The 25,150-nt window shown below is 46.6% G+C and carries 26 protein-coding genes and 1 pseudogene; 6 read left to right on the forward strand and 21 right to left on the reverse strand.

Features of this window, described 5'->3' with window-relative positions; all coding sequences use genetic code 11:
- Nucleotides 1-215: 215 nt before the first annotated feature.
- The 3 genes from AC2VDX_RS07415 to AC2VDX_RS07425 form a co-directional block, all read right to left on the reverse strand.
- The gene (locus tag AC2VDX_RS07415; protein ID WP_378177638.1) at nt 216-1,406 is read right to left on the reverse strand and encodes a homospermidine biosynthesis protein; all 1,191 of its coding nucleotides are present in this window, start codon (nt 1,404-1,406) and stop codon (nt 216-218) included.
- 272 nt (nt 1,407-1,678) lie between these two features.
- Nucleotides 1,679-2,197: an O-acetyl-ADP-ribose deacetylase gene (locus AC2VDX_RS07420; RefSeq protein ID WP_378177635.1), complete on the reverse strand. Its 519-nt coding sequence runs from the start codon at nt 2,195-2,197 to the stop codon at nt 1,679-1,681.
- On the reverse strand, nt 2,194-2,358 hold the full coding sequence (locus AC2VDX_RS07425) for a hypothetical protein (RefSeq protein ID WP_486928130.1): 165 nt from the start codon (nt 2,356-2,358) through the stop codon (nt 2,194-2,196). The genes AC2VDX_RS07420 and AC2VDX_RS07425 overlap by 4 nt, the downstream gene beginning before the upstream one ends.
- Between AC2VDX_RS07425 and AC2VDX_RS07430 the strand changes: the two genes are divergently transcribed.
- A complete protein-coding gene (locus tag AC2VDX_RS07430) occupies nt 2,357-2,710 on the forward strand; it encodes a hypothetical protein (protein WP_378177633.1) in 354 nt (117 codons plus the stop codon). The genes AC2VDX_RS07425 and AC2VDX_RS07430 overlap by 2 nt on opposite strands.
- A gap of 356 nt (nt 2,711-3,066) precedes the next feature.
- Here the strand turns inward: AC2VDX_RS07430 and AC2VDX_RS07435 are convergent, their stop codons facing one another.
- A complete protein-coding gene (locus tag AC2VDX_RS07435) occupies nt 3,067-4,158 on the reverse strand; it encodes a hybrid sensor histidine kinase/response regulator (protein WP_378177631.1) in 1,092 nt (363 codons plus the stop codon).
- A 219-nt stretch (nt 4,159-4,377) separates the two neighbouring features.
- Entirely contained in the window at nt 4,378-5,982 is a 1,605-nt protein-coding gene (locus AC2VDX_RS07440; protein WP_378177629.1) for a sensor histidine kinase, read from the reverse strand.
- Between the two features lie 208 nt (nt 5,983-6,190).
- Here AC2VDX_RS07440 and cobO point away from each other — a divergent pair, with 208 nt between their 5' ends.
- Nucleotides 6,191-6,865, forward strand: coding sequence for a cob(I)yrinic acid a,c-diamide adenosyltransferase (gene cobO, locus AC2VDX_RS07445; RefSeq protein ID WP_378177627.1), 675 nt, complete (start codon nt 6,191-6,193; stop codon nt 6,863-6,865).
- 253 nt (nt 6,866-7,118) lie between these two features.
- On the opposite strand, the gene AC2VDX_RS07450 is transcribed toward cobO, so the two are convergent.
- The 7 genes from AC2VDX_RS07450 to AC2VDX_RS07480 all read right to left on the reverse strand — a co-directional run bounded on the left by AC2VDX_RS07450 (nt 7,119) and on the right by AC2VDX_RS07480 (nt 15,282).
- Nucleotides 7,119-7,589 (reverse strand): hypothetical protein, encoded by a 471-nt coding sequence (locus tag AC2VDX_RS07450; RefSeq protein ID WP_378177625.1) that lies wholly within the window; start codon nt 7,587-7,589, stop codon nt 7,119-7,121.
- Nucleotides 7,590-8,194: 605 nt separating this feature from the next.
- Complete coding sequence (locus AC2VDX_RS07455) at nt 8,195-9,184, reverse strand: RNA polymerase sigma factor, RpoD/SigA family (protein ID WP_378177623.1); 990 nt, start codon at nt 9,182-9,184, stop codon at nt 8,195-8,197.
- Between the two features lie 549 nt (nt 9,185-9,733).
- A complete protein-coding gene (locus AC2VDX_RS07460; RefSeq protein ID WP_378177621.1) occupies nt 9,734-11,464 on the reverse strand; it encodes a helicase HerA domain-containing protein in 1,731 nt (576 codons plus the stop codon).
- 146 nt (nt 11,465-11,610) lie between these two features.
- Nucleotides 11,611-12,411 (reverse strand): glutathione S-transferase, encoded by an 801-nt coding sequence (locus AC2VDX_RS07465; RefSeq protein WP_378177619.1) that lies wholly within the window; start codon nt 12,409-12,411, stop codon nt 11,611-11,613.
- A 347-nt stretch (nt 12,412-12,758) separates the two neighbouring features.
- On the reverse strand, nt 12,759-13,028 hold the full coding sequence (locus AC2VDX_RS07470) for a GlsB/YeaQ/YmgE family stress response membrane protein (protein WP_378177616.1): 270 nt from the start codon (nt 13,026-13,028) through the stop codon (nt 12,759-12,761).
- Nucleotides 13,029-13,552: 524 nt separating this feature from the next.
- Nucleotides 13,553-14,641, reverse strand: a complete 1,089-nt coding sequence (locus AC2VDX_RS07475; RefSeq protein ID WP_378177613.1) for an RNA-guided endonuclease InsQ/TnpB family protein — start codon at nt 14,639-14,641, stop codon at nt 13,553-13,555.
- Nucleotides 14,641-15,282: an IS607 family transposase gene (locus tag AC2VDX_RS07480; protein WP_378177609.1), complete on the reverse strand. Its 642-nt coding sequence runs from the start codon at nt 15,280-15,282 to the stop codon at nt 14,641-14,643. Before AC2VDX_RS07480 ends, AC2VDX_RS07475 begins: the two co-directional genes overlap by 1 nt.
- A gap of 77 nt (nt 15,283-15,359) precedes the next feature.
- Here AC2VDX_RS07480 and AC2VDX_RS07485 point away from each other — a divergent pair, with 77 nt between their 5' ends.
- Nucleotides 15,360-15,707 (forward strand): fasciclin domain-containing protein, encoded by a 348-nt coding sequence (locus AC2VDX_RS07485; protein WP_378177604.1) that lies wholly within the window; start codon nt 15,360-15,362, stop codon nt 15,705-15,707.
- 189 nt (nt 15,708-15,896) lie between these two features.
- A complete protein-coding gene (locus AC2VDX_RS07490) occupies nt 15,897-16,499 on the forward strand; it encodes a hypothetical protein (RefSeq protein ID WP_378177601.1) in 603 nt (200 codons plus the stop codon).
- Nucleotides 16,500-16,550: 51 nt separating this feature from the next.
- Here AC2VDX_RS07490 and AC2VDX_RS07495 read toward each other — a convergent pair whose 3' ends face one another.
- On the reverse strand, nt 16,551-17,036 hold the full coding sequence (locus AC2VDX_RS07495; protein WP_378177598.1) for a gluconokinase: 486 nt from the start codon (nt 17,034-17,036) through the stop codon (nt 16,551-16,553).
- Nucleotides 17,037-17,191: 155 nt separating this feature from the next.
- Here AC2VDX_RS07495 and AC2VDX_RS07500 point away from each other — a divergent pair, with 155 nt between their 5' ends.
- Together AC2VDX_RS07500 and AC2VDX_RS07505 are read left to right on the forward strand one after the other, a co-directional pair.
- Nucleotides 17,192-17,512 (forward strand): hypothetical protein, encoded by a 321-nt coding sequence (locus AC2VDX_RS07500; RefSeq protein WP_378177595.1) that lies wholly within the window; start codon nt 17,192-17,194, stop codon nt 17,510-17,512.
- Nucleotides 17,509-17,910, forward strand: coding sequence for an aspartyl protease (locus AC2VDX_RS07505; protein ID WP_378177592.1), 402 nt, complete (start codon nt 17,509-17,511; stop codon nt 17,908-17,910). The genes AC2VDX_RS07500 and AC2VDX_RS07505 overlap by 4 nt, the downstream gene beginning before the upstream one ends.
- A 41-nt stretch (nt 17,911-17,951) precedes the next feature.
- On the opposite strand, the gene AC2VDX_RS07510 is transcribed toward AC2VDX_RS07505, so the two are convergent.
- The 8 genes and pseudogenes from AC2VDX_RS07510 to AC2VDX_RS07545 form a co-directional block, all read right to left on the reverse strand.
- On the reverse strand, nt 17,952-18,206 hold the full coding sequence (locus AC2VDX_RS07510) for a glutathione S-transferase family protein (RefSeq protein ID WP_378177589.1): 255 nt from the start codon (nt 18,204-18,206) through the stop codon (nt 17,952-17,954).
- A gap of 43 nt (nt 18,207-18,249) precedes the next feature.
- The gene (locus AC2VDX_RS07515; protein ID WP_378177586.1) at nt 18,250-18,480 is read right to left on the reverse strand and encodes a glutathione S-transferase family protein; all 231 of its coding nucleotides are present in this window, start codon (nt 18,478-18,480) and stop codon (nt 18,250-18,252) included.
- 140 nt (nt 18,481-18,620) lie between these two features.
- Nucleotides 18,621-20,276, reverse strand: a complete 1,656-nt coding sequence (locus AC2VDX_RS07520) for an alpha-keto acid decarboxylase family protein (RefSeq protein ID WP_378177583.1) — start codon at nt 20,274-20,276, stop codon at nt 18,621-18,623.
- 176 nt (nt 20,277-20,452) lie between these two features.
- Nucleotides 20,453-21,144 (reverse strand): annotated as a pseudogene (locus tag AC2VDX_RS07525) (IS1 family transposase).
- Between the two features lie 16 nt (nt 21,145-21,160).
- Nucleotides 21,161-22,393, reverse strand: a complete 1,233-nt coding sequence (locus tag AC2VDX_RS07530; RefSeq protein WP_378177580.1) for a pyridoxal-dependent decarboxylase — start codon at nt 22,391-22,393, stop codon at nt 21,161-21,163.
- Nucleotides 22,394-22,432: 39 nt separating this feature from the next.
- Nucleotides 22,433-22,975 (reverse strand): hypothetical protein, encoded by a 543-nt coding sequence (locus AC2VDX_RS07535; RefSeq protein WP_378177577.1) that lies wholly within the window; start codon nt 22,973-22,975, stop codon nt 22,433-22,435.
- A gap of 240 nt (nt 22,976-23,215) precedes the next feature.
- Nucleotides 23,216-23,356 (reverse strand): hypothetical protein, encoded by a 141-nt coding sequence (locus AC2VDX_RS07540; protein ID WP_378177574.1) that lies wholly within the window; start codon nt 23,354-23,356, stop codon nt 23,216-23,218.
- A gap of 232 nt (nt 23,357-23,588) precedes the next feature.
- Nucleotides 23,589-25,142: an NAD(P)H-hydrate dehydratase gene (locus AC2VDX_RS07545; RefSeq protein WP_378177571.1), complete on the reverse strand. Its 1,554-nt coding sequence runs from the start codon at nt 25,140-25,142 to the stop codon at nt 23,589-23,591.
- Between the last annotated feature and the right edge of the window lie 8 nt (nt 25,143-25,150).

Raw genomic sequence — 25,150 nt, forward strand, 5'->3', positions numbered from 1 at the left:
TGAAATATTTTTAGAATTCTAGACGATCCGTAAATTTACTAAACCCCCTATTTCAATAACTTTTATTAAGATATTATTAAACAGTTGAATTCCCTTTAATAATGATAAATTAAGCCTTCTTTGAGCAAAAATCAAGTAGTTTACCGAGCGTAAAACGGAATAAAAAATCCCCCTGGTTGCATCAACTAGGGGGAGCTTGCTCCAAAAGCAGGCTGCTACTGGGTATTGGGAATTAGCCTGCCGCAGGGATAGGTTGCTACAGGTTGTTCAGAAGCATTTTCGACAACGGCGGGAATTTCATCGGAGGGTTGAGTTTTAGCTGCTTGATAGTCCGTCCGCAATTTTGAGAACATTTCTTCTCGACGATCGTACAGGCGCTTCAGGGGGCGGGGCTGACATTGGTTCATCACGTAGGCGGCGATGAGGGGCAGAGCTATTGTGCTGTCGGTGTAACAGACAATGGTGCTGGGTAACTCTTCGGGGTCAATCTTGCCCCAGCTAACGGCTTCGCTGGGTGTTGCACCAGAGAGTCCGCCGGTATCAGGACGAGCATCGGTGACTTGTACGAAGTAATCGTGACCTCGTTCCTCTAGTCCCAGCACTTCGTGAAGTTGCGGTTGGGTTTGCAGCAGGAAGTTTTTGGGACTGCCACCGCCAATAATCACGGCGGCGCTTTTGCCCTCTACGTCTGGGTTGCCGGTTTCACGAGCGCAGTAGGCGATCGCTGCTGTCTCATTCACATCGATGGCTGGATCTAGCACTAAGTTTGAGCCTTCCAGGGACAATGCCGCTACGTTCATCCCAATCGAACTATCCCCCGGAGAAGAAGTATAAATGGGGACACCGCATTCATAAGCTGTCGCTAACAAGCAGGAATTTTTCACTCCCAACTGCTTTTCCACTTCCCGGACATACTTGCCGAGCAGGTAGTGAAATTCAGCAGTTCCCATCCGTTTTTGGAACGGTTCTGCTTGCAAAATCTTTCGGATGAAGGCATCAGTTTCCAGCAGCACATCGTAGCCAAAGATAATGTCATAAATGCGAATGGTGCCTTCTTGGCGCAATTTCACATCATCTGCAAACGGATTCCCCGCGTAGAGGTCGAAACCTAACCCGAAATGCATATCGTGGTAAAGATTGGCACCCGTGCTGATCATCCAGTCAATAAAACCGTTGCGAATCAGGGGAGCCAAAATTCCCACACCCATTCCAGCTGGGGTCATCGCGCCTGATAGGCTGACTCCGACTGTGACGCCCTCGCGCATTACCTCACGGCTGAGCAAGTGACACATTTCCCGCAGACGAGCTGAGTTGTAGGCGCTGAAGTAACCATCAATCAGATCGACAACATTAATTGCCGTCGGCATCGGGGCGGGTGCGATTTTGTTACCGGGCAGTTGTGACATTTTTTACTTTTAAAAGAATGAACCGCATTGTCAACTATAACCAGCAAAAGCGAGCGAGAAATCCAACTGGAGCCGGAAAAATATAAGTGTGGGGAAAATATAAATGAGAGCTAGCGCTAGAGCACTCGTTGCATTCTCACGCAGATAATTTTGTAGGGTAAGCAGTGAGCGCGATCGCTCCATCCATTGTCTGACTCAATTCTACTTAGCATAGCCGGGGAGACCCCGTCCTTACAGCACTCAGGATTTTTTCAGGCGATCGCTACCTTGTCTTAAATAATTTCTTTCATCGCAGCCGAGTAAGAATTATAAGCACTATCCCCAAAGCAAACGAAAATCGCCTGCTCTACTGAGGTAGTGCGCTCCAGAAACTTCTTAACCTCAGTTACAGCAATTCTGGTGGCGCGTTCCATCGGGAACCCATAGACACCCGTGCTGATAGCTGGGAAGGCGATGCTGCGTATCTCAGATTGCTCCGCCAAAGCCAGACAGTTGCGATAACATCTGGCTAGCAGCTCATCTTCCTGGCGATCGCCCCCCCGCCAAATTGGGCCAACTGTGTGAATTACCCACGCGGCGGGGAGATTGTAACCTTTGGTAATCTTTGCTTCACCAGTAGCACAGCCCTTCAGATGGCGACATTCTGTCAACAATTCTGGTCCAGCGGCGCGGTGAATTGCCCCATCGACGCCGCCGCCACCCAGTAAGGAGGTATTCGCCGCGTTGACAATCGCATCTACCTTTTGCTGGGTAATATCACCTTGAATGATGGCAATTTTGCCTAAAATCATGGGATTTTTTCCTTTACCACTAAAGAACTGACGGTGGCGGGCTGAGATTTCATAATTGCCATCATACGGGTGTTGCGGAGATCCCTGCGAACATAGCAAAAGCGATCGCCACAATTCAATAAATCTAAAATTTTTGTAAACTGGAAAAAGGTCATTCTCATGGCTTTAATCCAGAGAAGGATTTTGTCTCAGTCCAGTCAATACGACAAGATGGCAAGCAATCTTTCCTCTCGCAATGCAGCTAGCGTTCAATCAGCATCTCAGCTCCAGCACCATAACCATTGGCCTACTTTTGAGGAAATGTTGCAACGGCTTCATGCAGAAGGTTTGTACATTCATCCCGATCATCTGGCAGAATTTATGCTAGCGCACGGTATACCTGTCAACCTCCGCTATGTACCCGAACATTTGAAGAGTAAAGCGATTTTCGTTAACGAGAACTACCAGGGGGATATGGCTCGTTTAGTTGAAGAACCCGACGCTGCTTCTAGTCAGTTTCCGTGGTTGAATTAAGACAAAATAATCGCTAATAGCTAATCGTTCATGGCTAATTGTTAAAAGTTATGAGCGATTAGCAATCAATTAGGTATGCAAAATCAAACATTAAATTTCTCCCCTAGCCCCTGCAAGGAGAGGGGCAGGGGGCAATACGGTTCGGTTAGAGCGAAAAAACACTAAAGTTCGCGTAGAGAAAGGTTGAATGTTGCCGTTTTTTTACCTCTACAGGACTTACGCAAAGCTTATACATATAGCGTTCTTGTCGGTTCAATCCCCCTGTGGTTGCCCTCAGATGTCGCGCAAGTTCCGTAAGTCCTGCTCTATTTACTGATAACAGTTCTGATATAAATTGCACATGGCGTTAAATTTATTCACATGGGCAGGGCAACACTCACAATGGTTTTTTGAGCGGAAATACTCTCAATTGATAATTCTCCAGCGTGTAGTTCGACTAGGCGTTTAACAATGAGCAATCCCAAACCAGAGCCTTGCTGTGAAGCGAGTTTGCGCTCAAATCGCATATAGGCTCCAATTGTCGCAATTTGCTCTGGTGTCATCCCCTGTCCGAAGTTGCTCACAGATAGTACAAAAGCGCTATTTTTACATCGAGTGGCAACGCGAATTGCGGTGTTGGGAGACGAAAATTTACAGGCATTGTCTATCAGTTCTTCCACAATTTTTCGCAATTTTGGCTCTGAAATGAAGACGGCAGCTTCTTGGAGGTCTAATTCCAAATCCATTTCCCGAAAAGCCTGCTTGGCTTTTTTAATTGCCGCTTCTGCGATCGCGCTCTTAGCTGAATCAGTTCGGCTGTTTTGTCGGAGATCCGCTATCTGAAGCGGATCGGTTACGATTACCTCTAATTGAGCGTAGAGTAAAAAATTCTGGACTAACTTAGATAAACGTTCGGCAGAGGTACGAATATCGACTGCCATTTCTAGAATTTCTTGCGGTTCTAAGGAGTCGGCTTCATCAATGAGCATTTGCGAAGAACACAAAATGCCATTGAGGGGAGTATGGAGTTCGTGAGGGAGGGAGAAGGAGATATTGCTGCGTAAATCATCGAGTTTTTTTTGCGAATGTCGCTCAATCGCTGCCTGTTTTTCCATCCGCGCCGCGATCGCTCCTAGTAATTCCGCTCTAGTAAACGGCTTGGTAAGGTAATCGTCTGCACCCAATTCCATCCCTTGACGCCGATCGGTTTTAGCCGCTTTGGCGGTGAGAAAGATGAAGGGAATCGTCGCGGTGACAGGGTTAGAGCGAAGTCCCTTCAGAACGCCATAACCGTCTAGTTCAGGCATTAGCGCATCACAGAGAATTAAATCGGGGATTTCTGTTTGAGCCAACTGCAACCCTATTTGACCATTTTCGGCTTCAATGGCGTCAAATCCCTCTGCTTCTAACAACTCCAGAATGTTCTCTCTGATAGAGACTTCATCTTCAATTACCAGAATCTTTGTCATATCAGCGATTGGCTAGCAGGTAAGCAATTAACAATTAAAAATTAAAAATGTAAGTTCCCAGGAGTGCGGACAAGATGTTCGCTAGGATTGTTCAATTTCAATGCACAACAGCTTATCAGCTTTAATGAGTTTTGAGTTTGTTAGGGGCACTTTCTTCAATACACCCAAACTTTCCTTTTAAATGAATACTTCGGACTTTCTCTTGCAAGAAAGCCTCACTTAGCACGGGCGGGAAGACCTCGCCCCTACAGCACTCTTCAGTGGTAGTCTTACTTTAAATTTGGTGCCTACACCTACTTTACTCTTAACGGTAATCTCACCCCCGTGAATATCCACACACTTCTTAACGATTGCCAACCCTAAACCTGTTCCAGGGATGTTGCCGACATTCGTCGCTCGATGGAATAATTCAAATAAGCACTGGCGATCTTGCAGAGGAATACCAATTCCCTTGTCTTCAATTTGGAAGACTATTGCATTTTTTTGCTGGGCGATTTCAAATCTAACCGGACTCCCTTCAGGTGAATATTTTATAGCGTTTGAAAGGAGATTGCTGAGGATATGTCGCAGCAATTTCTCATCTAGAAAAAATGAGATAGATTTGCAGTGATTAATTAAGTTTATCGGACGAGAATTGCCCTCATTCAGTTGCAATTCTTTCACTAATTCAATACAAAATTCTTCCAGATGCAGCGGTTCAGGTTTGAAGTCCGACCGTCCGGCTTCGGCTTCACCAATGACTAATACATCATCAAGCAGTCCAATCATGTGCTTAACAGCGATTTGAATGCGATGCAGGTGGATGAGTTTTTTCTCTTCAGACCAATTGTTGCTGTAGTGTTCCAATAATTCGGCAGAAGAGAGGATCGTACTCAGGGGAGTGCGGAATTCATGGGAAGTCATGGAGATAAAGCGAGATTTTAGGTTGCCGAGTTCTTTTTCTCGCTCAAGCGATGCTCGCAGTTTTTCTTCTAATCGCTTGCGTTTGGTAATATCAATTCCCACTGTGACAGCAGCTTGATCTTGATTGTATTTCTGCGCCACCATGAGATAATTTTTGATATTGCCGTCAACTTCTGCGGTCACTTCCTGAGAGGTTGTTTTAGTCGGGGAAGCAAAAAATTGCTCCACAAATTCACTAAAGTTGGAGCTACTGTCAAAACAGCTAAGTTCCTGACCGACAAATTCCTCTGAAGACAAGTTAAAGGATGCAGCTAAATGCTGGTTGACGCCCAGGTATTGTAAATCGGAACTAATCCAGGAGACAAATCCAGGCACGGCATCTAAGACGGCTAAAAGTTGGTTTTTTGCCTGTTGCAGCGCCAATCCCATTTGCTTATACGCTGCCATTGTAATTTCATGCACCTCTGACTGAGCCAGCAGAAGTTGATGCACGTCTAACAATTTATAAATTCCGGGTGCTGTTTGTACGATGATCGGTTCATAGATCAATTCAGGCGATCGCCTCAAAGACTCCCGTACCGCTGCGGTAATGGAAGTATAACTGGGAAAAACCAGAATTTCGGTATGGTTGAATTCATAGAGCGATCGCAAACTTCGTTTCGACAGTAACTCCAAGCTGTAACGACGGCTCAGATATTCAAAAAAACGCCGGCGACTGATCATCCCAACCAGTTGGTTTTTATCCATAAGGATCAAACCCGGTAGTAGCGGGTTTTCCTCGAAAAGCCTGAGAACTGCTGCGGCTGTGTGGTTGTATTCAATGCAAGCCTCATACAGGGTTAATCCCTGCAATGTGGACTCCAAATTAAGATTAAGTTGCTCTACACCTTGTTCAGAAGGCATTGATAAGGTTAAAGACATAGGTTTTAAATGAAGGTGAGTAAATTTATACTGAAATCAGTGTTGCTGAATTTATAGGCAAAATGGAAGGGGGGTTATGCCCTCCGATCTTGAAGTGATGACTGGGAACAATTCCCTCCAATGGGAATAAATTGCCGATGGCCGATCCTGATGCATATCCCTTTGGGGCTATTTTAATAGGTATGAAAGTTTTTTCTAGGCAGACTTGATGACAACTCCTACCCCGACCGATGTAAATAAAAATTTAGAATCTGCTGACTTACCTGAGACAGAGACATCATCACTAACTCCAGAACAATACCAGCGCAAGATGCAGCGGCGCAAGGAAGTTCAAGAGCAGCGGGTGGCAAAGGCATCTCAGGAGAAAGGCTTAATTATTGTTAATACAGGCAATGGCAAGGGAAAAACCACTGCTGCTTTGGGGATGGTATTGCGATCGCTTGGTCACGGCTATCGAGTCGGGATCGTACAATTCATCAAAGGAGCCTGGGAACCCGCTGAGAAAGCTGTCCTCGGTCGCTGGGAAGGTCAGCTAGAGTTCCACGCGATGGGAGAAGGCTTCACCTGGGAAACTCAAGACCAACAGCGAGATATCCAGAAAGCGCATCAGGCTTGGGAAACTGGACTAAGCTTTATCCGCAATCCTGAATTTAAGCTAGTGCTGTTGGATGAAATCAACGTAGCTTTGAAACTCGGCTATTTGAGCGTTGAGGAAGTGCTAGCTGGGTTGGAGGATAAGCCTGCGGATTCTCACGTTATTCTCACCGGTAGAGGTGCCCCAGCAGCCCTGATTGAGCGAGCTGACTTGGTAACGGAAATGACGCTCGTTAAGCATCCGTTCCGGGAACAGGGCGTCAAAGCGCAGCCAGGAATCGAGTTTTGAAGTTCAAAAAATCAAGAAACCCGTTTTCTTCAAGAAAACGGGTTTTTAGAGGAGTTAATTGTTTTTTGGTCATTGGTTAGTAGCAACAACAGGACTTACGCAAAGCTTATACATATAGCGTTTTTTCGGGTTCAATCCCCCTGTGGTTGCCCTCATAGATGTGGTGATGTGCGGCGAGTCCTGAACAAACTACTGACAATTACCAACCTTGAACAGAGTTACTTTGATTTCCACCGCCAAAGCTTACTTATTGTTAGAAGTTAGCTTGACAAGCTTTCAACATTTGCTGGTCGTTAGCGCTAATTTTGTTAATTGGGTGATATCCCTGGAGTTGTAAACTATCCTCAATTGGCAACCGGCTATCGACTGAGGCGACTGGGGGGGCTTCGCTGAGGGCAATTGAGTGAGAATAGGTTGTACTGTCGTAGGGATCTTGAACGGTTAGATTAATTTGCTGTGCCTCAACCTTGCCGGAAAAACAACTATATTCTGAGGAAGGCATATAAAACGCACCCCTTACTTTTCCCTGACGCGCCTCAAATACTAGATATTCTTGACCAATCTCTTCTGGCTTTTGGGAGCTACCATACACATAAATTCCGTCACCCACTGAGGTGTCTGATGCTGGCACTTGTGCAAGAGCAACGGAATTTGTGCCAACTATTCCCACTTTACTTAAGGATGTTGGTGCCTGCAAAGCAACTGTACTGGTTGCGAAGCTCATGGTTAGAAGTAATCCTAGGGCAGGTACTTCAAGCGGAAGCCGAGATATAAATTGCTGATATAACTTGTTAAGCACCGTAGTTTCCCCCTAGCAATTAAGAGCAGATACCCTCAAGCATCTAGTTAAAAAGTAGCTAATTTCTCAGGTGTAAAGCTTCACCCATTTGAATGAATCGTGGGTCATCCGAAAGGAGTTTTTTTGTTAAGACAAGCGACGCATTCATCTTTGATTCCCGGACATTAAATCGCCTTCTGGAATCAGAAGGCGTATTTATACTCACTTTATTCACCCGTTTTATTAGCTTTCCCAAATTGCGTCAGTGCGGGCTTGTCTCTTAACTGTGGATGACTTCACCCGCACCAGTTTGAGTTCCCGAAATGCTTTACGAAACTTTACAAAAATACAAAAAAGAGCGGTAACGGTTTTTAGACTACTGCAAAAAAATTTCAGCAGGTAGGTACATCTACTCGACAGTGACTCAAAAATGCGGGGATTGAAATGACTGAAAAACCCGCCCTTACTTAGTTGTAAGGACGGGTTTAGGAGCGATCGCTATGGGATGATGTGGGAGGCAGGAGCATAGCCGGTCAATCCCGCCTCTACAATTAACTAGCAGCAATATACTCGCGGACATTCGCCTGACGACGGCGCAGATGGGCGAGGGCTTGGTGTTCTAGCTGGCGTACCCGTTCGCGGCTGAGGCTCAGGCGTTCGCCGACTTTCGCCAGAGATAGCTCGTTGCCATCGTCCAAGCCAAAGCGCAGGGTTAGCACTTCCCGCTGCTGTGGGGTTAGTTCTGCCAGAAGATCGTCCAGGTCTTGCCGCAACGACTCCTGGGTCATATAATGGTCAGGGGTTGGTCCCTCATCTTCCAGAAGGTCTTGCAGTTCAGTATCCTGGTTATCGCCGACGCGCACATCCAGAGAAATCGGTTGACGGGCGATATTCAAGTACTCGCGGATCAACGCGGGTTCTAAATCCAACGCCTTAGCGATTTCACCGGGGGTAGCGCTGCGACCAAGCGTCTGGGCTAGTTCGCGTTGCACCCGCTTAATTTTGTTAAGCTTTTCGGTGATGTGGATGGGTAAACGAATCGCCCGTGCTTGCTGAGCGATCGCGCGAGTAATCGCTTGGCGAATCCACCAGTAGGCGTAGGTCGAAAACTTGTAACCGCGCATCGGGTCAAATTTCTCGACGCCGCGTTCCAAGCCTAGAGTACCTTCCTGAATCAAATCCAGGAATTCCATGTTACGCTTCTGGTACTTCTTGGCGATCGCTACCACTAGACGCAAGTTAGCTTCTATCATCTTGCGCTTCGCCCGCGTTCCCAGGTTGATTATCCGGTCGAGTTCGGGTTCACTCAAGCTAACATGGTCTGCCCACTCTTGATGAGTCGGTTCCCGCTGCAATGTCTCAGCCAAGGTCTCCTTCGCCTCCAGCAGCGCCATCATTTGCTGCACCTGCTTGCCGAAGACAATCTCTTGTTCGTGGGTCAGCAGGGGCACGCGCCCAATCTCATGCAGATAGGTGCGAACCATATCAGCCGTAAACGTGGGTTGTTTAGTCGTCTTTTTTTGGGTGTTGGCAGTGGGCATGAGTGAGTGGTGACTCCGTAAACAAGCAACAATTCTGTAGCAGGGATTGACCTTAGCGGGAGATTGCCAGCTCTTACAATAAGAGTAGCTAGGTCAATCGGTGGAACACATCCTGCAAAAGTTGTAAAGATAGCCTACCCAGTTGAATAGGCAAACATAACACACGAAAAGCGAATCGTCAAGATTTCGGCTGGGGGATGCCTCAAAGAGCTGGTATCGACCCCCATTTAGCCACTCCTGATAGGTAACAAAGGCTAAAAAGTCAAAGTCGGTATGAGTTTGCTTTACATTTCTATCGTATCACTAATGATAGACGACGCTCCAGGTTGAAAGGTTCATCCGATTGGGTTAAACTTGCTGCTCTGGCAAATTCCTGTTAACCCTTAAATGCCACCCGGAAAACCATTAGCTAAAAGCGTCCTATCTTTGCCCTATATATATAATCATCCACGGAAAACCCTTCAATGGGTACTCTAGCCGTTGTGGGATAACCGAACTATTTTTATCTAGAAGTCCGTAGTCAATAGTCATTTGATTATTGACTACGGATTAAAAACCAATATCAGCTTTAGCCGCTTCAGCCGCAGCGAACACTTCATCGTCTGGCATCTCTTCCCAGCAAGTATCGCCAATTTCTCTGTAAAACGTTTCATCGTAAGGACGAGTCCGCACCACGACCGGCATCGGAACCGCGTGACCCAAAATTAAAGCTTGTTGCTTAGAATCCAGCTTTGACAGAACGGAACGCAGACTCATCCCGCCAGAGACGCCGGTAAAAATGGCGTCGATGTCTTTGTCATCGTTTAGCAAAGCAGTGATGCGAGTACCAATCTGGGACATCACCTCATTATCAATTCCAGAGGGACGCTGATCTACCACCAGAAGGGTGACAAAATATTTTCGCATCTCGCGGGCAATCGTACCAAAAATGGTACTTTGCACAATGGCTGAGTCAAGGAAGCGGTGGGCTTCTTCTATAGTAATGACTAGCTGCTGAGGACGATCGATCGGGTTTTTGGTCTGCAAAAACAATTCAGATTTGTTCACATAAGCTTTGTGAATGCGGCGGGTGATCATATTCGTCACCAGCATATAGGAGAGCATATCTGACTGAGAACCAAACTCAATCACTACGTGCTGACCCGCATCAAGGCATTGCAAAATTTGATTGACGTAGTTGTGGGGACAGGTAGTTCGCAGATATTTGAGATTTTCCAGGCGCATCAGTTTGCGCTGCAACGCCATAATTGAACCCTTATGACCCTTCTTCTCCTCGCAGAACATCTGGATTTCCTCGTTGGTCATATTCAACAGTTGGATAATCCAGGAGTTGCCAAACTCGGCGTGGAGAATATTGGCATTGTCCAAAGCCGCTTCGGAAAGACCTAACTCATTCCGCACCAGCATGATGTCTTGGACTTCAATTTGGTCGTAGCTGAGGTAAAGTTCCTGGGAGTCACGCACACCCCGCCGCTTGGTAGATTGGGGGTCGAGGGTGTAAATTTGCACCTGTCCGGGGAATAGCTGCCGCAAGCCTTTGACAGTGCTGAAGTGTTTGCCTTCGCGGACGGCTTCCCAGCCATATTCCGAGTGCATATCAAAAATTAAATTGACCGCTGCCTGCCTGCGGATGATGCCAGACAAGAGTAGGCGGGTGAGAAAGGATTTGCCGGTGCCGGATTTCCCGAAGACGCCGTTGCTGCGTTCCACGAATCGGTGTAAATCCAGACATACGGGCACATCCATATCCAAGGGTTGACCGATGGCGAAGTTGCACCGAGTGGGGTCATCTTCCCAGCCAAAGACGGCGCGGAAATCGCGTTCTGTAGCATCATAAACCTGGCTGAAGTGACTGGGAATTGTCTTAACGGGCATCAACTCCATCTCAGCATCAGCGCTACTTTGCAGTTGAAAGGATGCGATTCCACCGTTGGATTTGGCGTTGGGATTTTCGGCACCCACCACATAAGCGCCTACTGACTTCGTTACTTCTCGTGTCAGCATTAACATCGGCGTCAGATTGATGGTGCCATAGGTGCCACTCCCGGCTAGAACCGCTTGCAAAAAAGTGTCCTCAGGACTGGGAGGATTGGCGACAATTCGCTGGCTGGAGGTGCCCAGCGAAACGTCGGTGAGCATACAGAAGAAGTCTGAACGGGCACCTTTGACTACCAGAAATTTGCCAACCCGCATATCTTCAACAGAAATATCGGGATGCAGTCTTACTTCCAGCCCCTGACTGAGGGAGCCTTGAATCACCGACCCTAATGGCATTTCCATAATTGCTTCTGGAGTCTTTTAGCTGTGTCGCTTCAGAACACTTAGGCATCCAAAGTTTACCCTAATTCTCGGAACCTAGCTATTTGTTCAATTTTAGATTTTGGATTTTTAAGCCAATCCAAAATCTAAAATCTAAAATGGATTGCCTAATCTATATCAATTGATGTCGGTGTTGAGCCAGTGGCTCCGGCGGTTGTGTTGGCACTCAGGGGTTTGCGATAATCGGCATAAAGGCGATCGCGCCAGTTGAAAAATGTCTCGTAGGCGACACGGTCAGCTAAACCAGGAATTCCTTTGCCTCTAAGGGTTTCGGGAAGGTCGAGATAGGGGCCAGAGGGGAATTTAATCAGCATACTCAGCCCAGCGACGGCAAAATCTGCCAAGGTTGGATAGTCGCCGACTAAGTAAGGGCTTTCCAGTAGTAGCAGGGATAGGCTCTCTAGGTCTTGCTGAAGATCCTCTGTCGCCGATTGTACGGCATCGGGGCCGTATCCGACACCAAGACCTAGAAGATTCAGCACTTCACCAGGCACTGCCCCCACGAGAGTCTTGACAGCATCTGGCGTGTTGCTGGGTAAAATCGAGGTGCGGAAGTTCTGATTTTGGCTGAGTGCCCCAAATAACACCTTACGACTTTTGAGACCGATAGATACATCTGCCCACGCTTCGATCAATAAGCACAGTCCCTTTTGTTTCGGATCAACTGGGATCAGCGGTCGGTCGGGATATTGCTTGTCGAGGTACTTAGCGATCGCTGTCGAATCAGCAATTACCGTATTGCCATCCTTCAGGACGGGTACCTGTCGTTGACCAGATATCCGGAACAGTTCCACCTGTCCCACTCCTGGTGTTACCTCAATTTTGCGGTATGGCAGACCTTTATAATCCAGCAGCAGTCGCACTTTTTCGGAGTAGTGGGATAGCTCAAATTGGTATAACTCCAGCATTTTTTATCTCCTTCTATTTTTAAGCAACACTGTTAATTTAACGCTTTTAGCCTACTGCCGTTACTATTTGCATCGGTGAAACTAAAAGCAAAAATTATGTTTTTGGCGATTATAATCAGTAAATTACTTATTTTTAGTGTTAATAACAATAACTTAGAAAAATCCCAACTTCTCCAATTATGAATTTGTTTAAAATGGCTTTATTTTTAATCAAAAATGATTAAATTGGCTCTATTGAACACAGTCAAATAACGACTGCTGTAACCAATAATAGACCAATAAAAATACCCCAGACTAAGCTGGGGGTGCTTCCTAAATACTAGATGGTAATTAAAAAGGAACCTTTACTAAGCGCTCTGCCGAGTTAACAAGCCCCACAGGAAGAGCAGAACCATTGCGCCCAGCACAGCAAAAGCAATACTAGGTACCGTCAACGGTGCCGAGGCTGCGCCTCCCGATATCCCCAGGAAAGTTTGTCCTAAATAGCCACCAACCAGGGCACCTAAAATACCTAACGCCATTGTAGCGAGAATACCGCCGCCTTGATGACCGGGATAAATGGCTTTAGCAATTGCACCCGCAATCAGACCTAAAACAATCCAAGCAATAATTCCCATTTTTTTGCTCCGTTCTTATTAATGTTTTTTGTTGATGTTGTTTATTTTTGTTGTTTCTAGAATAACAAGCTGGATTAAATGTCTACCTCTATCAGAGGGTATAATCAAAAGGCATAGATCCTGAAGGCATTGCTTAGGTTTGTTTATATATAAAGAAGTAGTGCCTAGGTGAATCCCAACCCCGAAATTTTCCAGTCAGACGTTTTCAGCAAGCCTCCCTACAATCGCTCGCGCAGCGCTCAGTCAACCCCAGGAACCCTGCCATCCCCGGCGAAGGCTCTAACCCGGCTGCCACAGAAGGGATGATGCCCACAAGTAGTAACTTGGTTGCGCTTGCTGCCCAAAATGGTTCATTCAAAATTCTGACTGCTGCCTTGGAAGCCGCAGGTTTGACAGAAACCGTTATATAATACCTATGCAAAACTATGCAGAGTTAGACAAATCTAAGCTAGGTAAGTTTTGCTGCTCACTTCCTGTTTCACTCTGGGGTGTCGGCACTTACCAGTCCACAGGCTATTCACTGTCTAACTGACAGCTACACACAAATTAATCGATGCGTTTAAGTCGCGATCAATCTCCAGACCACAGCATTCGCAATTGAACACTCTTTCACTCAGTGAGAGTGTTTCTTTCTTAGTGCCACAGCCAGAGCAGGTCTTGCTACTGGGGAACCATCTGTTAACTACGACTAACTCACTACCGTACAGTTCACACTTGTAAGTTAACTGACGGCGGAACTCAAAAAAGCTCATGTCTGCAATAGCTTTGGCTAGCTTGTGATTAGCTAACATTCCAGACACGTTTAAATCCTCAATCCCTATTGAGCCGTGGTTCTTGGCAAGATAGGATGTCAATTTGTGCAATGTGTCTTTGCGGATGTTGGCAATTTTCTGATGTAGCCTTGCTATCTTGCGCTGTGCCTTTTTCCAGTTGGATGAGTCGCGCTGCTTGTGTCGGCAGAGGTACTGCAAGCGTGAGAGTTTCTGCTCATATCTGCGGTAACTCTTGGCACCTTCAAACACTTCACCCGTCGATAGCGTAGCAAGTACCTTGATTCCTAGATCAACACCAACAACAGGGACTGGTTTAGACTCATTGGTTGGCTCAATCTCTATTTTCCAACTTACATACCATTTATCGGCAGTGCGGCTGATTGCGAAAGACTTAGGCTGATAATCCATCGGTAATCGCTCGTATGTTTTGAGCCAACCAATCACAGGTATCTTTACGCGGAAGTTGTCAACTTTGAGCGCACCGTCAACGGTAAAACTATCAGACTTGCCTCTTTTCTTGAATCTGGGTGGTTTTTTAACCTTCTTAAAGGCTTGCTTCCAGGCTTCTGCTAGTTGCCTGAGGGCATATTGAGGAGCGCATTTACTGACTTCGTAGTACCAAGGACACTCAGGCTTAACCATTGCAACTAACCACTTGTGCAAATCTACCGCAGTCGGAAATTTAACCTTGTCAGTAGGATTAGCTTTGTTGTGATCTAAGATATTTTTTGTCAAAGCCAGTCCCCAATTCCAGGCATGACGCGCAACACCACAGTGCTTGGCTAGTTGTGTCCTCTGATGATTGTTGAGTTTCAGTTCGGTCTTAAAGCCTAAAAGCATTACTGGACATCCTTTACGGCTTGAGTCATGCCGTCAAGCAACTTCTTATTTTTCTTAGAGCGGGAGCCGTACAAACGAGCTGAAAATACTGTAATTAGTTCAATCATGTCTTGCACCAACTCTTGCTCAAATGTCATTTCCTCATGAGATTTGTTGACGATAACCACTTCGGTTTCAAACTCTTCACACATCGCAAAAACTAACTCGGCTCCAAAGCGCAAAAGTCGGTCTTTATGAGTTAGAACTAGCCTGCCTACATCGCCTTGCATGATGCGCTTGAGTAGCTTTTGCAATCCTTTCTTGTTGTAATTCAGCCCACTTCCAAGGTCTTGAATGGTTTCATATTGCCAACCATTAGCAGCACTGAACGACTCTAAAACCTGTACCTGTCTCACTAAATCTTGCTTTTGGTCGTGACTGCTAACACGAGCGTAGTTGATGGTGATGCGCTCATCTAACTGCTTAAGTTCTCTTGGTGTCAGTCTTTTGATATCTCCTAGGTAAAATCTTCTGTGTCCGCTAGGAGCGCGAATACTTTTTAGCTTTTGGGCGTCCGCCCATCTCCGTATTGTGTCAACAGAGACGCCTAGTTCCTTAGCTGCCTCTCCTATGCTTAACGTCACGTCCTGAAAGTTCTCCATATAATCCTTACTTTACTTTTTTCTCTCGATTATATGGGCAATCAAAACGATTTACATAGACTTGCATAGAAATTATCTTGCAGCTTCTAGCCCTCGAACAACAAGGACCGTTCACGGTTTTTGCACCGACTGATGCAGCATTTGCGGCTTTACCCGAAGGCACTGTCGAAAAGTTGCTGCAACCAGAAAATAAAGCGATGCTGGTCAAAATTTTGACCTACCACGTCATTCCCGGCAAAGTTAGTTCCTCCCAGTTGAAGTCTGGAGAAGTGACTACAGTTGAAGGCAGCCCAGTCACCGTTAAGGTTGGAACCGATGGAGTGATGGTGGGGAACGCCAAGGTCTTGCAGGCTAACATCGAAGCCACCAATGGCATTATTCATGGGATTGACAAGGTGATTATGCCACCTATGCCGACCAAGTAGGCGTGAAACATAGTCATCGTTTGTAACGCTAACGTCTTAAAAGAATAAACCCGGTTCCGAGAAGGCTTGGGACTGGGTTTTTTATCTCTGGCTATCAATAATTCGGTACTGAGGAAATTCAGGATAAATTAGAATAAAATCGACACAAACATGGAGCATTTTGCTTCATGGGCGCTGAGGAGTGGGGAAATGGAGGGTTTCAAGGGTTTATTTTTGCAAGAAGGAGCCGCCCTAGAAGGGGACAGGAAAAAGGTAAAAAAAAGCCTTTTTTACTTTTTACTCTTTGGGTTCTACTTTTTGCTTCCCGTAGCCGATTCGGCTTCTGGTAGGATAGGGTTTGCTTTTTGTCAGCCAGCATCGGCTCAGGCAGCATACGGCAGCTACGTGGGCGTTGGTGCTACGGTGGGGATTAATGAGAATGATTTTGGAGAAGGTCGCCAGATAGGTGGGGTAGTTGCTGTACGCTACAAACTCCTGCAAGCTCCCCTTTCCTTAAGGGCACAAGCGCTGATTGGGGCAAGTCCAGCGGTTGTGCCAACGATTTCCTATGATGTCCCCCTCAACTGGCAAACAGATGTCTATGTGGGCGCAGGCGTTGCTTTTGGGAGTGGGAATCGGACGCCTTCGCCGGTGGGAGATAAAACCAGTTTTGCTATCCAACCGGGGATTGATTACGTCGTTCCTAACAGCAATGCTGTTCTTTTTGGCAATGCGATTATTGCTTTTGACGCCTACCGCGATGGCGGTGGTACTGCTGTTTCAGTGCAGGGTGGTGTGGGTTTGAGATTTTAGAGATTGCCTGTGGCGAACCAGCGGATTTGGAATGAGATGCGATCGCCAGCTTTAGATTTCTAGACGCCTGCGAATCTGCTGCACAATTCCGTCTAGCGGCTCGGAAATGTCCACCCAGAGGGCATTGTGTGGTTCTTCAAGGGTGTCAAACTGGCTTTGCAGGAGTGTTTTGGTCATAAAGTGGCTTTGGCGCTCTTCCAGCCGCTGCGCGATCGCCTCGAAACTTCCTTTGAGATAAACGAGCCGCATTTGTTGTGGATCTCGCCACAGCATCTGACGATAGGATTCTTTTAAGACAGAACACGCCAGTACCCTATTGTTGCCTTCCTGTAGCCATTGGTCGATGGCGTGTTGCATTGCTTGCAACCACGGCATTCGGTCGGCATCGGTCAGAGGAATGCCTCGGCTCATTTTTTCAATATTAGCGCTCGTGTGGAAGCAGTCGGCATCGCTAAAATCCCAGTTTAGTTCTTGTGCGAGTAGCTGGGCGACAGTAGATTTGCCGCTGCCAGAAACACCCATGACGAGAATAATCACTTCTCACAACTCCAAGTGTAGGGATTTTACAGTGCGATCGCTTTCATAAATTTGTCGATTTTAAATGATTAAAATTAAGCGATCGCGCCATAAGTTGCGCCGTATTGCCTAAAAATATAATATTAAATAATTTAAACACTAACTTAATTGTAATCATGACTGAGAAAACCCATAGACGAGTGCCGCGTGGCAGCAGAATTTCTCCTGACCGCCCACCGCTTTCCTCAGAAGAAATAGCCCGACGGAAGGCTGAAGATGAAGTATTTGTCCAGCGATGCCGAGAGATTTTTAACAAAGTTTACCCAGAATTAGTCGCGGCTCATTACAACTGGTTCATACATATTGAGCCAGAAAGCGGAGACTATTTCATTGATCCCGATGAAATAGTCAGTTTTCAAAAAGCCAAGCAGAAGCACCCTACAGCAGTGCTGATGGCAATGCGCCTGAATAAAACCGGGACTTGCGGCAGAATATGATCCAAGGCTATTTTGGCGAGAAGGGCGATCTATTTTTTGAGATTGACTTAATCGCGGATGATGGTTCATTAGTTACAGTTAATGCGTTACTAGACACCGGATTCACTGACTGGTTAGTAATAGATATCCAAGATGTGGAGAGTTTGGGATGGTCATTTGTCAAGAAAGAGCAAATGCAGACAGCAAGGGGAGAAGCAACGTTTAATCTTTATCGAGGAACTGTTGTGATGGAGAGTCAAGAGTTTACTATTCCCGTTTTAGGAGGTGAAGAAATTACGGAAGTTTTACTGGGTTTGCAGTGGCTAGAAAATCGACGATTAGTGGTAGATAGAAAAGCAGGTTTGCTGACGTTAGGAAAAGATGGAACAGAAAGCGATCGCATTCCCAGCGCTTCATAAAGAATAACGGCGATTTCTCTAATTTTCCATCACCATTTCCGCTACGCTGCGATCGGGAACTGCTGGCGACGAGACTTGTACGCTTCAATTACCTCCGGGCTAGTCTGGGTCATTTGCCAGGTAGCACGCTTCGACAAGCGTTCAGACCAAGCACTCAGTTTTAGATAATCACCCATAGACACACCTATTCCAGGTAAGCCGGGTATCACAGTTCCGGCAACAATATCAGCTAGGGTTAGGCGATCGCTACCAAAATATGGATGTTCGCCAAGTAGATTCTCAAAGAAGGTCAGCACCGTATGTGCTTGCTGCTTTGACTGCTCAAGTTTCTGCTGTTCGTCACCAGCAAGCGCCCATCCATTGCCGACTCAGCGGGGCTATGCCAAGCATCAGTTCATTGACAGTGACCATTTCCACCATCCGCACAGTTGCTCTTGCCTTGGCATCCGCAGGCAGCAAGGTAGGCATCGGATACTTGGTCTCTAGGTAGTCAAGGATTGCTAAGGATTCCACTACATTAAAGCCGTCATCCACCAAGACTGGAATGTGATGAAAGGCGTTAATCGCCAAGGTATTAGTCCTCTGAGGACTTCAGCTATAAGCTGTGGGGTTTGAACCCCTGGCGGGCTTTCAACACAAGTGCAAGAACTGAATCTAACTTCACTGATTTTTCTGTCATTGAAGTTTTCGCAAGAGCGCCATTATCCCGATCATTGCTGCAACAGCTTCAAGAGATTTTCAGGGTTGTCCATTTTGTCCATCACCACTTCAATAAAGGCAAGTTTGTCCCTATTTTGTTCGGCTTGTTGCAGCGCCGACTCTAACTCTGACTCAGTGCTTACTTTAATGCTCCAGCTATTGTTACCAAAAACTTCAGGAAGTTTGTGATAATTCCACCGCTGGATGTCGTTGTATGGCATCTTCTCACCGTGTATATCGCGCTCGATCGTGTATCCATCATTATTGATGAGAAAAATAATTGGCTTGAGGTCATAGCGTAATATTGTTGATAGTTCTTGTGCCGTCATTTGGAAGGAACCATCACCAATGAATAGGATAGACCGACGTTGGGGAGCAGCGATCGCACAACCGAGAACTGCGCCAAGCGAGTAACCTATAGAAGCCCAAAGCAGTTGTCCAACGAAGGTGGTTCCCTTTGGCAAAGGAATTTCTAAGGCTCCAAAAAAAGCCACTCCAATGTCGGCGACAACAATATCATTTTCTTGGAAAAAATGAGCCAGTCTTTGCCAAAACCGCTCCAGCTTAATCGGCGCAGAGGAGTTAGGTTGAAAGCTCGTTGTCAAGCCAGCATTTAAATTGTCTTTGGCGGGTTTTATGTCGAGCGAAATAGCATCCCGATGCTGCAACCGTTTGCTTAAAGCAGGTAGAAAATCCCCCATCGCTACATTATTGTACAAGGCACGCTTTATCTTGAGATACTGCCCATGCACTTCAATAGTTCGACTAGGATCGAGTTGGGCGGAAAACTTTCCGGTGTTGAAATCAGTTAAATAAGTACCGATACTCAACACACAAGCTGCCTCTTCAATACGTGTTCGCACATAGTTTTCACTGACAGCACCGTTATAGATGCCGATATATTGGGGGTGCGTTTCTTCAAGCAGCGCTTTCCCCATGCTCATAGTTGCATAAGGATATCCAGTGGCTGCTAGAAGCGATCGCAATTCATTATGGAGGCGATAGCGATCGACACCTATGTCAGCGAGAATGACTGGTTTTTCAGCCTTCTCCAGCATAGTTACACTGACATCAACTGCCTCATCCAAAGTAGCGCGATCGCTCTCTTCAACGGGAGGCATAAATTCACCTTCAGGTGCAGCTACTTCAGTCGTAGCAACATCCATCGGTAGGCTGATATAAACAGGTTGCTTCTTGAGAAGGCAAGCAGCCAGAACTCTATCGATTTCTGCTGTTGCATTCTCTGGAGTTAAATACGCTTGAGCTACCGTTACCTTCTCAAACATTCGGGCAAACATGGTAAAATCGCCAGTACCAAGGGTATGGTGGAGAGGTGCCCCAGATGATTGCTTTTTGGTAGCAGGAGATCCGGTAATCGCCACAACAGGAACGTACTCCGCGTAAGCGCCAGCAATTCCATTAATCGCGCTGAGTTCGCCAACACCAAACGTAGTAACTAATGCTGAAATGCCATTAATTCGAGCATAGCCATCGGCGGCGTAGGCTGCGTTAAGTTCGTTGCAATTTCCAATCCATTTAAGATTCTCTTGAGCGACAATACGATCGAGAAATTCCATATTGTAGTCGCCAGGGACACCAAAGATATGCTTGATGCCAATTTGCGCCAGACGAAGCAATAAATAGTCGCCAACAGTACAGTTTGTCATTGTTTTAGCCTTGATATTTTATATATGGTTGTATTGCAAAGGTTGTATTGCAAAAACTTTTTGAGGATGAAAGCTCCCCGTCAACTACCTGGCGATGCTCATAATTGCTGCTATTAGTCAGTGGTTATGAGCAAAGCAGACACGCCCTAGTCGGCGTTGCTGGATGCAGGTATGAGTTATGCAGGAACAGGGATATCCCGGAATTTTAAGTAGTGGAGTAGCAATCGAACTGAGTGTTTCAGCATCTCTACGGACTTTGAATAGCACAAGGTCTTGCGATGCAGTCGGGCAAGATAATCTCTTAATCGAGTGTTTTCGCCTTCAACACGAATCATGTAAGTCTTACTGACAATATGGTCTTCGTCTGGGATAAAGAGAGGATAAACGCGATTTCCATCAGTGACATAGAAGAAACAATTCCATAGAGCAACGAGGTTCCATAATGGTTCAAAGGTTTGGGCACTATGATCACCAATGACCCACCCTAAAATACCGCATCTAAAGTGGTCAACGGCTGTCCACAGCCAGATCTTGTTTTTTTTGACCGACAAACGTTTCGAGTTCATCGAGTTTCCCAACTTCAGGAATGGTTTCAGGTGCTACCGTCATCTGGCAAGGTTTGCCCCACGTGCTCGACCCAATCGATCACGGTCGTATGATGCACTCCCTTGACACGTTCGATTGCTCGAAATCCTGAACCGTTGACATACATTTTGAGGCATTCTCGTTTGAACTCATCCGAGTACCCTTTAGGTGGATCATAGCGGTCAATAAATTGGCGACCACAATCGACACAGATGTGATTTTGTTTGCCTCTTTTCTTGCCATTCTTACGGATACGGGTGGAGGCGCATTCAGGGCATTGCATGAAAATTTCTCCTAATTCATACCTTTATTCTGCAACGCCAAATTTCATTCTGCGTTTTACCATGCAAGCGATCGCGCAGAGTAGCAAGATAGCTTTCCTTGTCGCCATCATTTCCTGTCCGCTCAATTGGAAGACGTGGCAATGGCACCATAATAAAATTATCCTGTTCTGTTGCCATCAACAGTAGGCGCAGACACAACAGTTTGGTATTAAACAGGGATTGGTTGATTATCTTGCCATAGCCGCTCTCGGAGGGTCGAATCATTTGGTGCGATAGGAAAACCGCAGCCGCCCTTGCACCAGGCTTGGAGCCTTCCAGACCGTAGATTGCCACCGACGGTTCTTGGGGACGAATTGACTGAGTGCCGCCGATATAGGAACCAGCATAAATTGTGAGATTTTTCAACTGACCGTTGCGGTAAAGATTGCCTCCGGCAGGATAGGGGATATAGCCTAATTTGTGCGGATCTATCGTTGCGGAATCACACTCCCGCATTCGCTGCAACTGCCTTAATGTGTGTTCGTTGCAAGGTACGCGGCTGAAATCGTCTATAAATAGTGGGGAATTTTGCTCGGCAAATTTGTAATCGCGGCGGATGATTGACATCAAGTATCCACCCCAAGCAGCATCGACGTGGATGTTGAACTCTAATCCTTTTTTCCGATAAGTTTCGCGCAATTCTAATATGCTCTCAAGCGGATCGACGGCGCTTTCTTCGACGCTGCCAAGAACGGCTGTGGTTAAAAGTACCGGATTGCGGGAGTCCAAACACTCTTGCAAGCAACGCCCCAGCTTTTGCATATCCATCCGCGCATCGGCATCAACGTAAAGATCGATCTCGTTGTCCGTACCGATGCCAAGAGCCGCCGCCGCCTTGGGCCAAGCATAGTGTTTAGTTGATGATGTTATCATCTTCAACGAACCAACGTCTTGGAAGGCGCTTGACATCCCTCCCCATCCTTGACCGTTGAGGCTGCGCTTCAACAACAAGTCCCAAACGCTATAAACATCTTGCAGTTTTTCGCTCTCACCGCACAGTTCCCAAATTCTCTGCGGCAAAGCGAGAATATCGTCCTGACGGATGTTAAATAGCTGCCATGATGTCGCTTCCAGCAGTTTGGGGTGGCTGCCATCTACAATCGGCACCTCAATGTTGCGGGCTTTAACAAGTGCTGGTTCCTGCCTCAAGGCTTCGCGTGCCGCAAACGGGAAGAATTTCATCTCTCGCGTCGCCCAAACTGCCTCCATGATTGCAATGGAACCGCCCGCTGTAATATGGCTCCAAGGTTAGATTTGGTTATTGGATGGAAAACCAACCATCGCACACAAATCCTGACCCACCTGTAACTCCAGCAATGTTGTTGCTGTTGACATCTGGATAGTCAGTTGGTTGGGATTGTGCAACATGGTCGCGAAATAGCCAAGCATTGCAGGTAGCGTGGTATCCCACAATACGTGACCCTGATAGCGCATACTGAAATAAGGTGTCGCGTACTCGCGCAGATATTCCAGCAATTTGTCATAAGCATCCCTCAAAGCACTCATACCAGCCTGATATTCTGGAGAGGCTTTTACTTCAGGAGTGATGGTTTCCGGATCGCCTGCTAAGTATTCCTGCCGATACTGAATGATATGGTCTACAGCCTTGGCAATTAATTCCTTAAATTCAGCACCATTTTCCGCCCGCGTACCCAAAAACCAGGTGGAAATATCTCCAGGTGGCTGTGGCGAATTGATATTAGGAATCCCAGTTAGACGACCAATGGATAAGTCACCGTTGTCGTCTTGAATGAAGTTTTGGCTAAAGTTTCTGGAAATATTATCAACCATGTTTATCTCCTTTCTTTACCTGATTTTTTTACTAAGATTGAATAAAGTCCCCGCAGGAGTTATTTAAGACAAAACGGCGACATAATTTAACAGTCGTACATTGAGGAAAGTAGGGAGTATGAAGAGGGTAAACTAAAAGCGATTTCCCCGATCATTACTTGCAAAACGAACACCTCCTAACTGGATTTATAAGTTATCTTAAAAGAAGCTGAAACCATTCAAAAATGTGCCCAAAAATACCTACTCTTCAATAGTGCGACCCAAAAAAGGAGTACAAAATGCCAGTTGGGTGAGCTTTTCGCCGTGTCGCAGCTTTAAAGGGCAGTCTTCTAAAATTGATGCTCCCATGCAGCGATAAAACGCTCGTGCAGACTGATTCAAATTCAAAACTCTCCACTTCAACTACCCACAGTTGCGCTCAACAGCTAGCTAGCTAAGAACCACGCACTTATTGATAAATTTTCTATCAAGAATTTAAAATACAGGCTGAGAGTATATATCCCTAGAAAGGGGGATTTGAGTCAAGAAAGAATACCGATCCCGCGAGGGAGGTAAAAACTAGATAAGAAGGCTCACCCGCTTGGTATCAAGCAAAATTTGGTCTCAACGCGAACTAACCATTAAACGCTTGTCGCACTACTGCCATCAAATACTGTGTCAGAGTATACGCATCAACTCCTAACTCAGTACGCTCCTCGGCTGCCAAAATTCCCGCTTGAGCGTGCCACCAAGCCGCACTTTGTACCATCTCTTCTATGGGTAGCTGTTGCTTAGATGCGGTTGCTACCAGTCCACCCATTAGCCCAGTTAGCACATCTCCACTGCCGCCACGGGCTAAGGCGGGAGTGCTTTCGGGAACAATCCATACTGAGCCAGAAGGATGGCATATCGCAGTCCTCGCCCCCTTCAGGAGTACCACTGCCCCACTCTGCTGGGATGCTTTACGAACTGCACTCACCCGGTCTTTCGTGGCATCGGGTGCATCTGGAAACAAACGATTGAACTCACCCGTATGGGGGGTGAGAACAGTTGGTGCTTGTCGTTTAGAGAGGGTCGGGATCGTGTTTAACTGGGCGAGGATATTCAAGCCATCAGCATCTAAAACAACAGGCAAATCGCTAGCTAAGACTTTTTCAACGACTGGCGTGGCATCTTTTGTCAAACCGGGACCGCAAGCGATCGCGCTATAGGAACTCAGATCCGTGTCTTCTGGCAAAGATGCGATCGCACCTGTCTCTGTTTCTGGACAACCAATAATCAGCGCTTCTGGCAACTGAGCCACCAGTAAAGGTTTCAGCGATTCTGGCACCGCAATTGAGAGCATCCCGACGCCACTGGATCTTGCTCCCAAACCGGCTAAAATCGCGCCTCCAGCATACTTGCGAGAACCGCAAATCAACAGCAGATGTCCTTGTTTATACTTATGAGTAACTGCGGGGCGAGGAATGGGAAGATGAGCGATCGCAACTGCCGGTGTCACCCGCTGAATGTTGGGCGTCTCACCCAGTACCGCCGAGATATCCGCCACCGGGATACCAAAATCAATCAGTTCAGCTTTTCCAACAGATTCCAACGCTTGATCTTGCAGAAATGCTAATTTCCACAAACCTAAGCAAAACGTGTGAGTTGCACGAACCGCCGTTCCCAAGACTTCCCCAGTATCGGTATGCAAACCGGAAGGCAAATCGATACTAATCACTGGCTTAGACCACTGATTTAGTTGATGAATAGCAGAGAATATGGGTTCAGCGATCGCTCTTTCCAACCCAAACCCAAATAAACCATCAATAATTAGATCGCACGCTTGCAACGGCTCAATCTGCTCAACACAGGGAATGCCCAAACTCTCAGCATACTGGGCGTGTTGCGAAGTTAATTCCTTCAGCTTGGCAATCGGACGATAGATGACAATTTCATAACCCTGAAAATGCAACTCACGGGCGACCACCAACCCATCGCCCCCATTGTGACCAGGCCCCACCAAAACGCCTACACGTCGCATCTGGGAACGGGGATAAAGCGCTTGAACTCGACTGGCAATCAGTCCCCCCACCTTTTCCATCAAAGCCGCCACCGGCATTCCAGCCGCAAATACGCGCCCTTCAATCTCGCGCATCTGCTGGGCAGTCACCACCATTTGCTGAATCTTTTCCTGCCTCTGTTGCATCTGTGCCA

It is taken from the genome of Coleofasciculus sp. H7-1, from assembly GCF_057473865.1.